This is a genomic window from Ruegeria haliotis (genome assembly GCF_013377785.1).
Classification (GTDB): domain Bacteria; phylum Pseudomonadota; class Alphaproteobacteria; order Rhodobacterales; family Rhodobacteraceae; genus Ruegeria; species Ruegeria haliotis.
The window spans coordinates 1-14,695 of sequence record NZ_JABXWT010000012.1 but is presented as its reverse complement, the minus strand read 5'-3'; the positions used below and the strand labels follow the sequence as shown (position 1 = coordinate 14,695).

At 57.7% G+C, this 14,695-nt stretch carries 15 protein-coding genes and 1 pseudogene; 9 read left to right on the top strand and 7 right to left on the bottom strand.

Annotated features, from left to right (window positions below; all coding sequences use genetic code 11):
- Positions 1 to 401: 401 nt before the first annotated feature.
- The gene (locus HW561_RS16795; RefSeq protein WP_176866526.1) at positions 402 to 2,093 is read right to left on the bottom strand and encodes an acyl-CoA dehydrogenase family protein; all 1,692 of its coding nucleotides are present in this window, start codon (positions 2,091 to 2,093) and stop codon (positions 402 to 404) included.
- A 144-nt stretch (positions 2,094 to 2,237) separates the two neighbouring features.
- Between HW561_RS16795 and HW561_RS16790 the strand changes: the two genes are divergently transcribed.
- Positions 2,238 to 3,011, top strand: coding sequence for a sulfite exporter TauE/SafE family protein (locus tag HW561_RS16790; RefSeq protein ID WP_176866525.1), 774 nt, complete (start codon positions 2,238 to 2,240; stop codon positions 3,009 to 3,011).
- Here HW561_RS16790 and HW561_RS16785 read toward each other — a convergent pair.
- The 3 genes from HW561_RS16785 to HW561_RS16775 all read right to left on the bottom strand — a co-directional run bounded on the left by HW561_RS16785 (position 3,008) and on the right by HW561_RS16775 (position 5,837).
- Complete coding sequence (locus tag HW561_RS16785; RefSeq protein WP_235962957.1) at positions 3,008 to 3,472, bottom strand: hypothetical protein; 465 nt, start codon at positions 3,470 to 3,472, stop codon at positions 3,008 to 3,010. The two genes, HW561_RS16790 and HW561_RS16785, sit on opposite strands and share 4 nt — an antisense overlap.
- A gap of 111 nt (positions 3,473 to 3,583) precedes the next feature.
- The gene (locus tag HW561_RS16780) at positions 3,584 to 3,874 is read right to left on the bottom strand and encodes a hypothetical protein (protein WP_176866524.1); all 291 of its coding nucleotides are present in this window, start codon (positions 3,872 to 3,874) and stop codon (positions 3,584 to 3,586) included.
- A gap of 364 nt (positions 3,875 to 4,238) precedes the next feature.
- A complete protein-coding gene (locus HW561_RS16775; protein WP_176866523.1) occupies positions 4,239 to 5,837 on the bottom strand; it encodes a phosphoenolpyruvate carboxykinase in 1,599 nt (532 codons plus the stop codon).
- A gap of 346 nt (positions 5,838 to 6,183) precedes the next feature.
- Here HW561_RS16775 and HW561_RS16770 point away from each other — a divergent pair, with 346 nt between their 5' ends.
- The 7 genes from HW561_RS16770 to HW561_RS16740 are packed head-to-tail and all read left to right on the top strand — an operon-like array spanning position 6,184 to position 11,606.
- The gene (locus tag HW561_RS16770; RefSeq protein WP_176866522.1) at positions 6,184 to 6,888 is read left to right on the top strand and encodes a response regulator transcription factor; all 705 of its coding nucleotides are present in this window, start codon (positions 6,184 to 6,186) and stop codon (positions 6,886 to 6,888) included.
- A 32-nt stretch (positions 6,889 to 6,920) separates the two neighbouring features.
- A complete protein-coding gene (locus tag HW561_RS16765) occupies positions 6,921 to 8,639 on the top strand; it encodes a sensor histidine kinase (RefSeq protein ID WP_176866521.1) in 1,719 nt (572 codons plus the stop codon).
- A gap of 4 nt (positions 8,640 to 8,643) precedes the next feature.
- Complete coding sequence (locus HW561_RS16760; protein WP_235962956.1) at positions 8,644 to 9,114, top strand: HPr kinase/phosphorylase; 471 nt, start codon at positions 8,644 to 8,646, stop codon at positions 9,112 to 9,114.
- A complete protein-coding gene (gene rapZ, locus HW561_RS16755) occupies positions 9,111 to 9,992 on the top strand; it encodes an RNase adapter RapZ (protein ID WP_176866520.1) in 882 nt (293 codons plus the stop codon). The genes HW561_RS16760 and rapZ overlap by 4 nt, the downstream gene beginning before the upstream one ends.
- Positions 9,989 to 10,381 (top strand): PTS sugar transporter subunit IIA, encoded by a 393-nt coding sequence (locus HW561_RS16750; protein WP_176866519.1) that lies wholly within the window; start codon positions 9,989 to 9,991, stop codon positions 10,379 to 10,381. Before rapZ ends, HW561_RS16750 begins: the two co-directional genes overlap by 4 nt.
- 16 nt (positions 10,382 to 10,397) lie before the next feature.
- Positions 10,398 to 10,667, top strand: coding sequence for an HPr family phosphocarrier protein (locus HW561_RS16745; protein ID WP_176866518.1), 270 nt, complete (start codon positions 10,398 to 10,400; stop codon positions 10,665 to 10,667).
- Between the two features lie 39 nt (positions 10,668 to 10,706).
- Complete coding sequence (locus tag HW561_RS16740; protein WP_176866517.1) at positions 10,707 to 11,606, top strand: lysophospholipid acyltransferase family protein; 900 nt, start codon at positions 10,707 to 10,709, stop codon at positions 11,604 to 11,606.
- An 80-nt stretch (positions 11,607 to 11,686) separates the two neighbouring features.
- On the opposite strand, the gene HW561_RS16735 is transcribed toward HW561_RS16740, so the two are convergent.
- On the bottom strand, positions 11,687 to 12,562 hold the full coding sequence (locus HW561_RS16735; protein ID WP_176866516.1) for a 3-hydroxybutyryl-CoA dehydrogenase: 876 nt from the start codon (positions 12,560 to 12,562) through the stop codon (positions 11,687 to 11,689).
- 163 nt (positions 12,563 to 12,725) lie between these two features.
- On the opposite strand from HW561_RS16735, the gene HW561_RS16730 reads away from it, so the two are divergent.
- Positions 12,726 to 13,538 carry a DUF6473 family protein gene (locus HW561_RS16730; RefSeq protein WP_235962955.1) on the top strand — a complete coding sequence of 271 codons (813 nt, stop codon included), beginning with the start codon at positions 12,726 to 12,728 and terminating at the stop codon, positions 13,536 to 13,538.
- A gap of 48 nt (positions 13,539 to 13,586) precedes the next feature.
- Here HW561_RS16730 and HW561_RS16725 read toward each other — a convergent pair whose 3' ends face one another.
- Positions 13,587 to 14,516, bottom strand: coding sequence for an electron transfer flavoprotein subunit alpha/FixB family protein (locus HW561_RS16725; protein ID WP_176866515.1), 930 nt, complete (start codon positions 14,514 to 14,516; stop codon positions 13,587 to 13,589).
- Positions 14,516 to 14,695: pseudogene (locus HW561_RS16720) on the bottom strand (electron transfer flavoprotein subunit beta/FixA family protein); the annotation flags it as partial. The pseudogene HW561_RS16720 and the gene HW561_RS16725, both read right to left, overlap by 1 nt.

Sequence of the window (14,695 nt, the reverse complement as noted above, 5' to 3'; positions counted from 1 at the left end):
TCGACGGCCTTCTTTACGCAAGTTTCTGCGCCAAGCCGAGGGGGAAGTTTTGCCTGTCTCTTATCAGGCATGAATCGGAAAGAGACTTGCCAAAAGGTGTTTCCAGATCGACATGCCAATGCAATATTGGTGTCCCTAGCCCGATTAAAAGCTATGGCTACTTTTTCGCCCGAGAGTTGCCAGATCGCTGGGTTTACGCATCCTTCAGGCGGTTGTTCCTGAGTTCCAGCCTTTCGCAAGTGCAGCATGCAAAGGCCAGGCCGTGATGCGGGGAAAGATAACCCAAAACCATTTGTACGTTTCGTACAATTGCGGGTCAGCAAACTGTACGAAACGTACATCCAAAGAAAAACCCGGCACATGGCCGGGTCAAGTTGGAGAAACAGGAGTGCTGTCTCAAATTAGCCCAGCAGGCGCCGCGCAATGACCTGAGCCTGAATTTCGGCAGCCCCTTCGAAGATGTTCAGAATACGGGCGTCGCATAGAACGCGGCTGATTTTGTATTCCAGCGCGAAACCGTTGCCACCATGTATCTGCAACCCGTTATCGGCGGCAGCCCAGGCAACGCGCGCGCCCAACAGCTTGGCCATTCCAGCCTCAAGGTCACAGCGATGCCCGTTGTCCTTTTCCCAGGCCGAGAAATAGGTCAGCTGGCGCGCGATCATGATTTCAACGGCCATCATGGCCAGTTTGCCCGACACGCGAGGGAAGTTGATCAGCGACTTGCCGAACTGCTTGCGGTCCTGTGCGTATTGTATCGCAATATCCAGCGCGCTTTGCGCCACGCCGATGGCGCGGGCCGCGGTCTGGATGCGGGCGGATTCGAAGGTCTCCATCAGCTGTTTGAAACCCTTACCTTCCTCACCGCCGAGCAGGTTTTCGCCTTTGACGTGGAAGCCGTCAAAAGCCAGCTCGTATTCCTTCATGCCGCGATAGCCCAACACCTCGATCTCGCTGCCGGTCATGCCAGGAGTAGGGAAGGGGTTTTCATCCGTTCCAGGTGTTTTTTCCGCCAGAAACATGGATAAACCGCGATGATCTGCGCTGTCGGGGTTGGTTCGCGCCAGCAGGGTCATCACATGGGTCCGTGCGGCATGGGTGATCCACGTTTTGTTGCCGGTGACCTGGTAGTCGCCATTGTCGTCCTTGACCGCGCGGGTGCGCAGGCTGCCAAGATCGGAACCCGTGTTGGGTTCGGTAAACACTGCGGTCGGCAGGATTTCGGCGCTGGCCAGTTTGGGCAGCCAGTTGGCTTTCTGCTCATCGGTGCCGCCGGCAATGATCAGCTCGGCGGCAATCTCTGACCGGGTGCCCAGTGAGCCAACGCCGATATAGCCGCGCGACAGCTCTTCGGACACCACGCACATGGACGCCTTGGACAGGCCGAACCCACCGAATTCTTCGGGGATGGTCAGACCGAACACGCCCATTTCGGCCAGCTCGTCAATAATCTCGATCGGGATCAGTTCGTCTTTGAGGTGCCAGTCATGCGCGTTCGGCTCGACCTTTTCAACCGCATAGCGGCGGAATTGATCGCGGATCATCTCCAGCTCTTCATCCAGCCCCGAGGCTCCGAACATGGTGGCACCGGCCTGATCCTCCATCAGCGCGACCAGACGCGTGCGAGCGTTCTGCGAGTTGCCTTTGGCCATAAGCGTCTGCACTTCGGAACATTGGAATCCCGACAGCGCATCCCATCCTAGGCCCAGATCCTGCAGACGCACGACTTCGCCCTGGTTCATCGGAATGCCACCGGCGACCTGATGCAGGTATTCGCCAAATGCGATCTGGTGCAGTAGCTGTTCAATCTCGCCAAATTTGCCGTCGGCCTTCAACGCCTCGGCCCAGCGTTGCATCTGTTGCAGGGACTGCGTGTACGTCGCCATCCAGGCAAGGCCATGCGCGGCCGTTTGGTTGGCTTCGATCAACGCACCGGACACACGACCGTCCGCAGTCACCATGCCCCGAACGGAATCGCGAGCGCGTTCAAACACAGCCTCGACCGCAGGCACTGCTGCCCGAGTTAGATCCAAAAGGTCGGGCAAAATCACAGATGTCGTCATCTCGGTCACATCCTGTCCGTCATGGGCCATGAATCACGTCCTTTCTTCGGTCGGTTGGTCATATCATGCTGCACGTGCAGCGCAACAAAAATACGTATTTGGCAGGTAAAAAGTTCGATAATTGCTCTGATATTTTTGCAGTGCAGAAAACGGATCGAGTGATATCTAGGGGCAATGACATTGTTTTCCATACTCTCCCCACTGGACCTGACACTGGCTGTGACGATTGCCTTTGTCGCAGGGTGGATCAAAGGCATGGTGGGATTTGGCATGCCCATGATCCTTGTGTCCGGGCTCAGCATGATCCTTCCACCTGATCTGGCGCTGGCCGGATTAATCTTGCCGACGCTGGTGACCAACGGAGTTCAGGCACTGCGCGAGGGAACACGTGCAGCGGTCGAGTCGATCCGGCGGTTCCGGGTTTTCCTGATCGTTGGTCTGATCTTCCTACTGGCCGGGGCGCAACTGGTTACATTGGTGCCTGCATCGACTTTTCTGTTGATGATCGGTGCCCCGGTGACATTCTTTGCCTTGATCCAGGTGCTGGGGGCCAAGCTTACTCTGGCTCATCCATCCGCGCGCGTTGAGGCTATGGCCAGCGCCGTGGCCGGGTTTGTCGGCGGCATGTCCGGTGTATGGGGGCCGCCGACTGTGGCCTATCTGACCGCCCTGAATACGCCGAAACAGGAACAGATTCGCGTTCAGGGCGTGATCTACGGGTTGGGTGCCGTGGCGCTGGTCGTGGCGCATCTGGGGTCGGGAATTCTGAATGCAAAAACAGTGCCATTTTCTGCCGTTCTGATCCCGCCTGCAATGATCGGGATGTGGGTCGGGATGCGATTGCAGGACCGGATCGATCAGGCAAGCTTTCGAAAGGCGACATTGTTGGTGTTGCTGGTCGCTGGCCTGAACTTGTTGCGGCGGGGGCTTTGGGGGGTAACTCCTTAGCGGCGGCTGTCCGTGAACCGAAAGGCAAAATACAGACCAAGCATAAGAAAAAACAGCCCCGAGATGTCTCCGATCAGATAGGCGATGTATTCGGCGGTCGCGCTGTTAAAGGCCAGGTTGGTCAGGCCGGACACAAGAATTGATGTGATAACCCCCACGCCCATGACGCAGATCCAGCAAGGTTTTCTGTCAGGGCGCGGGAACAAATCCCAGCCAACCCACTTGAGCACATAGAAAACAGCCGGGGCTGTTGTGACCGCGATGACAATGGCCATCAGGCGGCTTTGCAGGAAGACATCAGCCCCACCCAGGACTGCAAAAACCAAAAAGACGCCAGGCAAAAGGGCAAAGATTGCCCGCCAGCCCAACAACCAGGCTGACAAGACCCGGACGCCATGAGGCAGGAACAACAGGCTGGCCCGGCTGGGGTACTCAGGAAAGAACATGTTCTGAAGTGGCATCAGCACTTCAAACGTGAGAAACGACGCCACAACGTAGGCCAAAGAGGCAAAAAAGGATTCAGTGGCCCACTTGCACACGGGGATCAGCCGCCGATGCGCGGTGTCGCGATGTCATCTGGGAGCATGAACGATATACCGCCCCCGATTGGCGCTACCGCTTTGCGACAAATATCCTTGTTCGACCAGCGATTTCAGCGCGCGAAAGAACGTCGGGCGTGAAACGCTTTGGACCAAGGTGTGCTCGATCAGTCCGAACGTACGTACTTCCTGCGCGGCCTTGGACAGTTCCTCGGCGGCATAATAGATGTCACGCTCAACCGGAGATAGTTTTTCCAGTCCTAATGTGCGCTCCATGCTTTGCATCAGTTTGCGCAGCTCGGTGAGTTTTGAGATTTCCGTCATGATCGTACCCGTAGTTTTCTGTGCCAAGGGTCGCAGTGCTGCGACCTTTTGAAACGTGCTGATTGGCAATCAAGTCAGCAGGTATCGTATTGACACTCATCCCCTATTCTTAGATTAGTCATCTGATTAGGTTGCTCAAAACGCCATTGTGAGTGTGTGCACATGAGCTGCCCAAAGGTCTTTTCAGTTTCAGCCCGGTGCGACAGCGCCGGGCCTATTTGTTTCAATAAGCAACACAACTACCGTATGTGGTCGTTCAGAACAATGGATTTGTATGTGCAATTGCCGTCATACAACTACGGGTAGAGCGTGACGGGGTGGGAACTCACGGAAAGAAAAAGGGGCGCATGCGCCCCTGTTCCTTTTAACCGATTGCGACGGCTTTAATGTCTTCGTCGATGAACGGAATATACTGTTCAAAGTTCTCGGCGAACATCCGAACCAGCTTTTCAGCCTGTTTGTCGAAGGCTGCCTGATCATCCCAGGTCCGGCGCGGGTCCAACAGAACTTCGGCCACGCCGGGTACGGAAACCGGTACGTCAAAGCCAAAATTAGCGTCCTTGCGATACTCGGCATCCGCCAACGTGCCTTCCAGTGCGGCCGTCAGCAGGGCACGCGTGGCCCGGATCGGCATCCGGCTGCCCACACCATAAGCACCGCCGGTCCAGCCAGTGTTCACCAGCCAGCAGGTCGCGCCGTGTTGGGCGATCTTGTCCCGCAGCAAGTTGCCATAAGCCTCTGGCCGGCGCGGCATGAAGGGTGCGCCGAAGCAGGTCGAAAATGTCGGTTGTGGTTCGGTCACACCACGTTCTGTTCCGGCCACCTTCGAGGTGAAGCCTGACAGGAAGTGATACATCGCCTGCGCCGGGGTGAGCCGCGCGATCGGAGGCAGCACACCAAACGCGTCACAGGTCAGCATGATGATGTTTTTCGGATGCCCGCCCAGGGCACTGCTGGACGCGTTCGAAATATACTCCAGCGGATAGGCGCAGCGCATGTTTGCAGTCAGCGAGTCATCGTCGAAATCAAGCTCTTTGGTTTCGGGGTCGAACACCATGTTCTCGATCACCGTGCCGAATTTCGAGGTGGTCGCATAGATTTCGGGCTCGGCTTCGGCGTTCAGGTTGATTGTCTTGGCATAGCAGCCCCCTTCAAAGTTGAAGGTGCCGCGATCGGACCAGCCATGTTCATCATCACCAATCAGAATCCGCGATGGGTCGGCGGATAGGGTGGTCTTACCGGTGCCCGACAGGCCAAAGAACACGGCGGTGTCCACCGGGTTGCCAACAGCATGGTTGGCCGAGCAGTGCATCGGCATCACGCCCTTTTCCGGCAACATATAATTTAGCAGCGTGAAGACGGACTTTTTGTTCTCACCTGCATATTCGGTGCCACCGATCAGGATCAGCTTGCGATCGAAGTTCAGCGCAATCACCGTTTCGCTGCGGCAGCCATGCTTGGCCGGGTCGGCCTGAAAGCTGGGGCAGTTGATCACAGTGAAATCCGCTGTGAAATCATCCAGATCTTCACGATCGGGACGACGCAGCAGATGGCGGATGAAAAGGTTGTGCCAGGCCAGTTCAGTGACCATGCGCACGTTGATCGAATAGGCGGGGTCGGCACCACCGACGAGATCCTGCACGAAGTAATCGCCGCCCTTCATATGCTCGAGCATATCAATATAGAGCGCGTCAAAGCCTTCGGGGCTCATCGCCGTATTGTTTTCCCACCAGATGCTGTCGGCGACGCTGTCGGTTTTGACAACGTGTTTGTCCTTGGGCGAACGGCCGGTGAATTTGCCAGTGGTAACCAGAAAAGCCCCACCATTACCCAGCGTGCCTTCGCCCCGCTTGAGCGCCTCTTCGATCAGCGCCGGTTCCATGAAGTTGTAATAGACATTGCCCAGACCCTCGATGCCCTGATCCTCGAGGCGGAATTGCGGGTTAACCCGTCCAGATGTCATGTGTGTCTTCTCCTGTGGCGGCGCTGCGGCGGTTGGGGCCGCGGGCGCTCTTGGGGCAGTTTGCCGGAAAACCCGGCGGATGGGCGCGTCTTATCACGGTCGTTTGGGGCATGAACAGGACGGTTTGGCGCAGTTAGCGCAACCAAGCACAGGTTTAGCGCCACCAAGATTTCCCTGCCAGAAAACTGGGCAGCATTTTGCGGGCAGCAAGGCAATTTTGCCGCATAGCTGCCGCAACAAAGGCACGATTCGCAGTTACGGATTGATTCGGCGGCCTAAAACCGCCAACAATACCTTACAAATAAGCGAATTATTGCGTGAGTGAGCAGGAATAGGGGTGAACCCGATGTCAAAGATTGCACTGGTGGATGACGATAGAAACATTCTGACGTCCGTATCCATGACGCTTGAAGCCGAAGGTTTCGAGGTCGAAACATATAATGACGGGCAGGCTGCCCTGGATGCGTTCAACAAGAAACTGCCGGATATGGCCGTGCTGGATATCAAGATGCCCCGCATGGACGGCATGGATCTGCTGCAACGGCTGCGTCAGAAGACCCAGATGCCGGTGATCTTCCTGACCTCCAAGGATGATGAGATCGACGAGGTGCTGGGCCTGCGTATGGGCGCGGATGACTATGTCAAAAAGCCGTTCTCGCAACGTCTTCTGGTCGAACGCATCCGCGCGCTGCTGCGCCGACAGGAAGCGACAAGCGGTGATGCCACGGTCGCCAATACCGGTGATACCAAGGTGATGGAACGTGGCGAACTTCGCATGGACCCATTGCGCCATGCGGTGAGCTGGAAGGGCGCGGATGTGTCTCTGACGGTCACCGAATTCCTTTTGCTGCAAGCTCTGGCGCAGCGTCCCGGCTTTGTCAAAAGCCGCGATCAGTTGATGGATGTGGCCTATGACGATCAGGTCTATGTGGATGACCGCACCATCGACAGCCACATCAAACGCCTGCGCAAGAAGATGCGCGTGGCGGACTCGGAGTTTTCGGCCATCGAAACCCTGTATGGTATCGGGTATAGATACAACGAAGAATAGGCGCGGCCGTCTGCAAGAGGTAATGGGGTCCCGTGCGCGACACCGAACAAGCCAGCGAATTACGCGACGGTGACGTCGTTCTGGGGGATGACTGGGTCATCCCCCAAGACGCAGAATCCGCCGAGTTGCGAGAGAAACGATCCCGGCGAAATCTGTTTTCGCTGCGTGGATCGCCTCTGGCCCGTAAGATCATCACGTTCAACCTAATCGCCCTTGTGATTCTGGTGACGGGACTGCTGTATCTGGACGACTCTCGCAAGGAACAGGTCCAGCAGACAGCACGCAACCTGATCGGTGATGCGCAGCTGGTCAGCAACGTTTTTGAAACCCAGCTGCGTCAGGGCGTACCCCAGAACCCGCAAAATGCCGGGGATCTGGATGTTAAGGATACGCTGGCAGGTCTGAGCCTGCCAGAAGGTGGCGAAGTCTTTGTCTATGACGCCAGTGGCACCTTGATCGGCTGGACGCGTGGTGCCTCACCAGCCTCGGAAATGCCGGTCTTGCTGCGCACGGATGCCGAGGTTCAGACCGGTAGCACAGTGATCAGCGACGCGTTGAACGCTGTCTGGATAGGGGTGTCGCGGATTTTCAACTGGTCAACGGCCAGTGAAGCCCCAACACTGGCGCAACGGGTTCAAGCCATTATTCCACAGGCTTTACAGGGTAAGAACCAAGTGCAGGCGGTTAAGGATGATGCCGGCGATACGGTGATCGTGGCCGCCGCCCCGATCCTGTACGAAGGCATTCCTGCAGGAGCCGTCGCAATTTCTGGTCCAGCGGGCGAGATCGATGCGCTGGCCCGGCGCGAGCAGGAGCGTATCCTGCAAATGTTTGTGGTCGCGTTGCTTGTGTCTGTTGGCCTTAGCCTCGTGCTCGCCTCGACCATTGCCAACCCGTTGGCAGATCTGGCCGCGGCTGCCGAAATGGGCAAGGACCGGGGAACCGGGGTCAATCCGGGGCGTATCCGCATCCCGGATCTCAGCGCCCGGCCGGACGAGATTGGACGCCTCAGCCGCGCCCTGCGAGGCATGGTGACCGCGCTTTACAACCGGATCGACGCGAATGAACAATTTGCGGCAGACGTAGCCCACGAGATTAAGAACCCGCTGGCCAGCCTGCAATCCGCAGTTGGAACGTTGCGCATGGTCAAACGCGATGATCAGCGTGAAAAATTGATGGGTGTGATCGAACATGATGTCCGGCGGCTGGACCGTCTGGTCAGCGATATTTCCAACGCCTCTCGTCTGGACGCCGAACTGGTGAAAGAGGAAGAACAGCCCTTTGACCTGCTCAAACTGCTGAGCAATCTCGGAGAGCATCTGGGCGAGGGCGCCCGATCCAACGGCATCGACTACATCACCGACTTGCCATCCGAACCGATCGTGATCAACGGGCTCGAGGCGCGTCTGGCGCAGGTCTTTGTCAACCTGATCACCAATGCGATCTCGTTTTGTGAAGAAAGTGATGCGATCCGGGTCTGGGTCCGACAGCGCGACAATCGTGTGTTGGTGGTGGTCGAAGACACCGGTCCCGGTATCCCCGAGCAAGCCCTGACCAAAGTGTTCAAACGATTCTATTCGGAACGCCCGGCCGAGCATTTCGGGAACAACTCGGGGTTGGGGCTGGCTATTTCAAAGCAGATCGTCGAAGCGCATGGTGGTGTGATCTGGGCCGAAAACATCCGCCCCACCGAGGCCGATATCACCTCGGACCCGCTGGGCGCGCGTTTCGTTGTTGGACTACCTGTCTGAGATCATGAGCAACACATCCCTGTCAGACGCGATGGATCAGGACAGCGCCTGTGTTCATGCCACCTGTGTTGCCGTCGAAGGTCAGGGCGTCCTGATCGTCGGGGTCTCGGGCAGTGGAAAATCTGCCTTGGCGTTGCGGATGATGGCGCTTGGCGCCCGGCTTGTAGCGGATGATCGCGTTGATCTGCGCATGAAACACAGCCGGGTTATCGCGACGGCCGTCCCACAGATCAGCGGCTTGATCGAAGCCCGTGGGGTTGGGTTGTTGCAGGCCCAAATCACCGGTCCGGTGCCACTGGGTTATGTCGTGGATCTGGACCAAAGCGAGCCAGCGCGCTTGCCTGATCCGATCACCATCAGGGTGCTGAGGCAAACTGTTCCCTTGCTTCGCTGCGCCGGTGTGCCCACTTTGGCAGAAGCATTGATCCAACTTTTGAAAATGGGGCGCGTGCACCCGGAATGGCCGAGCATATGACACCGCAAAGGCGTATCGTTCTGGTGACAGGTCCCTCGGGGGCGGGCCGCTCGACTGCAATTCATGTGCTTGAAGATCTGGGTTTTGAAGCCATCGACAACCTGCCCATGGGGTTGCTGTCGCGCCTGCTGGATGGTGCGGAAAGTGACCGCCCTATGGCGTTGGGCATTGATGCGCGCAATCGTGATTTCTCGACTATCGGATTCATCGAGCTCGCGGCAAAACTGGGCCGGATGGAGCAGGTTGATCTGACCGTGCTGTATCTGGACTGTAGCGACGATATTCTGCTGCGCCGGTTCTCGGAAACCCGCAGACGTCATCCGGTCGCGAAAGATGCCGGTCCTGAAACCGGCGTCCGGCAGGAAAAGGAGCTACTGGCGCCGATCCGTGAGATTGCCGACACTCTGATCGACACCAGCGCGCTGAATATTCACCAGTTGCGCGAAGAGGTCGAGCACTGGTTCGCGCCTCGGGGCGGGCGACATCTGGCGGTGTCGATCGAATCCTTCTCGTACAAACGCGGTTTGCCGCGCAGCCTGGATATGGTTTTCGACTGTCGGTTTCTGGCCAACCCTTACTGGCGTCCTGAACTGCGTGCAGCGGACGGTCGAAATCCGGATGTGGCAAGCTATGTTCAATCCGACACGAATTACGAACCGTTTTTCGACCGTGTCGTGGACTTGGTGAAATTGCTGCTGCCGGCCTTCCGGGCAGAGGGCAAAGCGCACCTGTCTGTGGCGTTCGGATGCACCGGAGGGCAACACCGATCTGTCGCCATGGCGGAAGCAGTTGCAAAGGCTCTTGCCGAAGGGGGGCAGCAGGTGGCAATTAGGCACCGAGAGATAGAACGTCGGTCGTTGGATGTGAGGCTGGATTGATCGGGATTGTGATCGTTGCACATGGGGGGTTGGCTCAGGAGTATCTGGCCGCCTTGCAGCATGTGGTGGGGCAGCAACCCGGCCTTGTGGCGATTGCAATCGAAGCCGACCACGACCGCGAAGGAAAACAGGCTGAAATCTGCCGCGCTGCCGAACATGTGGATGTGGGGGACGGTGTTGTGGTCGTAACCGATCTGTTTGGTGGCAGCCCCTCGAATCTCAGTCTGCGCGCCTGCGCGCCTCAGGATCGCCGAATCCTCTATGGTGCCAACCTGCCGATGTTGATCAAATTGGCCAAAAGCCGCCACCTGCCGGTTGCGGATGCCGTTCGGCAGGCGATGGAGGCTGGACGCAAGTACATCAATGCGCAAAATGTGACATTGGATTAAAACCGGATTGATTGAAATGACCAACCGAAGTTTGAGAATAATCAATGAAAAGGGGCTGCACGCGCGCGCCTCGGCCAAGCTGGTCGAAGTGGTCGAAGGCTTTGATGCGCGCGCCGAGGTTTCCAAAGATGGACTTTCTGCCGCTGGCGACAGCATCATGGGCCTTTTGATGTTGGCAGCATCGCGCGGAACTACTATTGACGTCGAGACGTCCGGGCCGGATGCTGAGGCATTGGCACAAGCTCTGGAAGCTCTTGTGAACGACAAGTTCGGAGAGGGGTTTTAGGCCGCCCCGCCGGGACAGGAAGAACGGGAAGACCAGGAATTGGCGGAAACAACGCACGAGACCAAGACAAGCCCGGTGGTGGATGGGACCGCAGATCAGGGCGAGATCTACGACCGTAGAACCCTGACCTATGCGAACTCGTTCGACGATTTCTGGACGTCGACAGCCATTCGCGCCATTGAATGGTGCACAGGCAAGCTGACCATTTTGCGGATGGTCAACAAGTTCGAGAAAAAGAATGAATACTACCGGGGCCAGCGCTTCTGGGGCGGTGCGCTAAAGGTTATGGGAATCGACCTGACCACGCCACAGGAACAGTTTGCCCGTATTCCAAAAACCGGACCTGTTGTGGTCGTCGCTAACCATCCGCATGGCATGGTGGATGGCATGATTTTGGCCGAGTTGATCGGACAAGTGCGCAACGATTATCGCATCCTGACCCGCTCGGTCCTGACCGGTCTGGATGAAGCCGCAACGTCCTTCATGATTCCGGTGCCGTTTCCACACGACCCCGAGGCACAGTCCAAGATGCTGGAGATGCGCGGCAAGGCGATGGAGCACTTGAAAGAAGGTGGCGTCGTTGCCTTGTTCCCGTCAGGCGTCGTGATGTCGTCGGACGATTGGTTCGGCCCAGCCATCGAACGCGAGTGGAATGTCTTTACCGCCAAGATGATTCGTCGCTCTGGCGCGCAAGTGGTACCGATATTCTTTCCCGGGAATAACTCGCGCTGGTATCAGATCGCCAACCAATTGTCCTCGATCCTGCGCCAAGGGCTTTTGCTGCATGAAATCGTCCGCTCTTGCAATAAACCGCAATCGCCAGTCATTGGTGAACCTGTTTCGGACGAGGATATGCAGCTGCTGGAACGAGACCCTCGCGGCTTTATGGCTTGGCTCAGAGAACACACCATATCGCTGGGTCCAAAACACAAATCCTGATCCGCAGCTTCATCTGGCCAAAAATACCTCGGGAGTGAATTGAGCCGCAGGCTCAAGAGAGGGCTGGCCCTCTTCTTCCCTTAGCGTGTTGGAACCGGAACCTCTCCACGATAGTCGTAAAACCCTCGTTCGGTCTTGCGGCCCAGCCACCCGGCCTCGACATATTTGGTCAATAGGGGGCAGGGGCGGTATTTAGTATCCGCCAGCCCGTCATGCAGCACGTTCATGATTGCAAGGCACGTGTCCAGACCGATGAAATCGGCCAGTTCAAGCGGTCCCATTGGATGGTTGGCGCCCAGCTTCATGGATTGATCGATGGACTGCACGCTCCCGACACCTTCGTAGAGCGTATAGACCGCCTCATTGATCATCGGCATCAGGATACGGTTCACGATGAAGGCCGGGAAATCCTCGGCGCTGGCGGCGGTCTTGCCGAGCCGGTCCACCACTGTCTTGCAGGACTTGTAGGTCTCTTCATCTGTGGCGATGCCGCGAATCAACTCGACCAGTTGCATCACTGGCACAGGGTTCATGAAATGAAAGCCCATGAACCGTTCTGGCCGATCGGTACGGCTGGCCAGCCGGGTGATGGAAATGGACGACGTATTCGACGTCAAAATCGTATGCGGCAACAGATGCGGCTGCAGATCCTCAAAAATCGCCTGTTTGATAGCCTCACGCTCAGTTGCGGCCTCGATGACCAGATCGGTCTGACCTAGCTGTGGCAGCTCCAGAGTGGTCGAGATCCGCCCCAAGGCAGCCTGCATGGCTTCGTCGGTGATCTTGCCACGCGACACTTGCCGCGCCAGGTTGCCGGTGATCGTTGCGATGGCGCTGTCCAGCGCATCCTGGCTGACGTCGTTCAGCAGGACCTCATATTCCGCCGCTGCCAGAACGTGGGCGATACCGTTGCCCATCTGGCCTGCGCCAATTACTCCGACTGATTTCACATCCATTATTCAGCTGCCTTTGCCCTGCGGGATAGGGCGACATTATCGGCAGACTGGGGCGGGCGGCAAGGGGATCAAGCCTGTGGATTTTGCTTCAAATGCGCGCATTAGGGAATTCTCAACATTTGAGACGGCAAAATGGCAATCGGGTGAAAATTGGGTGAGTGATATGAGCTATCATCAAACGGCCTCGGGAAGGCCCGAGGATGCTGTATGCCAATACGCAGGGTCAAAGCTGTGGTTTCGCGGTCCGGAATGCGCGCTGGATCGCCCGTATGTGGCATGTGTCGGTGGGGATGAGACATTCGGGCGCTTTGTGGAACGTCCGTTTCCAGCCATATTGGAGGCGAAATTGAACAAGACATGCGCCAATTTCGGCAGCCTGTTTTGTGGGGTTGAGGCAATATCTCGGGGGCAGGGTCTGCTGGATCTGGTCAACGGCTCTCAGCAATGCGTGTTGCAGGCGCCGGACGTTCCAGGGCAATCGAATCTCTTCTACCGCGTTCATCCCCGCCGAAATGATCGGTTCCTTGAACCGACAAAGGAGTTACTTGACCTGTACCCTGATGTGGACTTCACGGAAGTTCACTTTGTGCGTCACCTGCTGGGGCGATTGCGGGTCAAAGACGACGCCCGATTTGACATCATCGCGCAGGAGCTGCGCGCGGCTTGGATTCGAAGTCTCCGATCATTGCTGGGACGCATCGATCCTCCGGTCGTCTTATTGTGGCTGCGCGTGCGGCGGCATCAAAGCTTGGAGGGTGGTGACCCGGTACCGATTGATGCGGCAATGATTGATCAGCTCAGGCCACTATGCGCAAGCGTGGTCGAGATGTCTGTCTGCGCGTCTGGAGTGTCCGATGAATTGGAGGATGTGCTCTTTGGAACTCTGCAACAGCCGATGGCGGAGTACGTGATTGGCCCGTCCGCACACAAGGTGATTGCGGATGCTTTGCTGCCGCCAATCCGCGATCTGAACTAAAAAGGCCCGCCACTCGGCGGGCCTTTCCAGAGTTTCTCAAAATGTAGCTCAGCCGAGCTTGTCAGTCAGCTCTGGCACGACGTCGAAGAGGTCTGCGACGAGGCCGAAATCGGCGACCTGGAAGATCGGTGCCTCTTCGTCCTTGTTGATCGCAACGATGACCTTGCTGTCCTTCATGCCCGCCAGGTGCTGGATCGCGCCCGAGATGCCGATGGCGACATAAAGATCTGGGGCAACAACCTTGCCGGTTTGACCCACCTGCCAGTCGTTCGGGGCATAGCCCGAATCCACCGCCGCACGCGAGGCGCCCACGGCGGCACCCAGTTTGTCAGCCAACGCTTCGATCAGTTTGAAATCGTCTTCCGAGCCAACGCCACGGCCGCCCGAGACAACGACACCAGCCGAGGTCAGTTCCGGACGGTCGCTTGCGGCCACCTTGTCCTCGACCCACGAGCTCAGGCCCGGGTTGTCGCCGACCGAGATCGTCTCGACCGGCGCAGACCCACCTTCGCCCGCCGCATCGAAGCTGGCGGTCCGCAGGGTGACGACCTTTTTGGCGTCGTTCGATTTCACCGTCTGAATCGCGTTGCCCGCATAGATCGGGCGCTCAAACGTCGAGCCGTCAACCACGCCGGACGCATCCGAGATCACCATCACGTCCAGCAGGGCTGCAACGCGCGGCATCACGTTCTTGGCGTCGGTGGTGGCAGGGGCAACGATATGCTCGTAGCCATCAGCCAGACCCACGATCAGCGCAGCAGTCGATTCCGCCAGGCGGTGACCCAGCGACGCATCCTCGGCCACCAGAACCTTGGACACACCGTCGATCTTGGCGGCGGCCTCACCGGCAGCAGCGGCAGAGCCGCCCGCAGCCAGAATGGTGATGTCACCCAGAGCCTTGGCGGCGTTGACGGCCTTAGCGGTGGCGTCCATCGCCAGTTCGCCGTTGTTGACCTCGGCGAGAAGAAGAACAGCCATTACACAGCCCCCGCTTCTTTGAGTTTCCCGACCAGCTCGTCCACCGAGCCCACGATGATGCCGGCGGCACGCGCGGCGGGCTCTTCGGTTTTGACGACCTCAAGGCGCGGCGTGACGTCGACGCCGTAATCGGCGGCTGTCTTCTCATCCAGCGGCTTTTTCTTCGCCTTCATGATGTT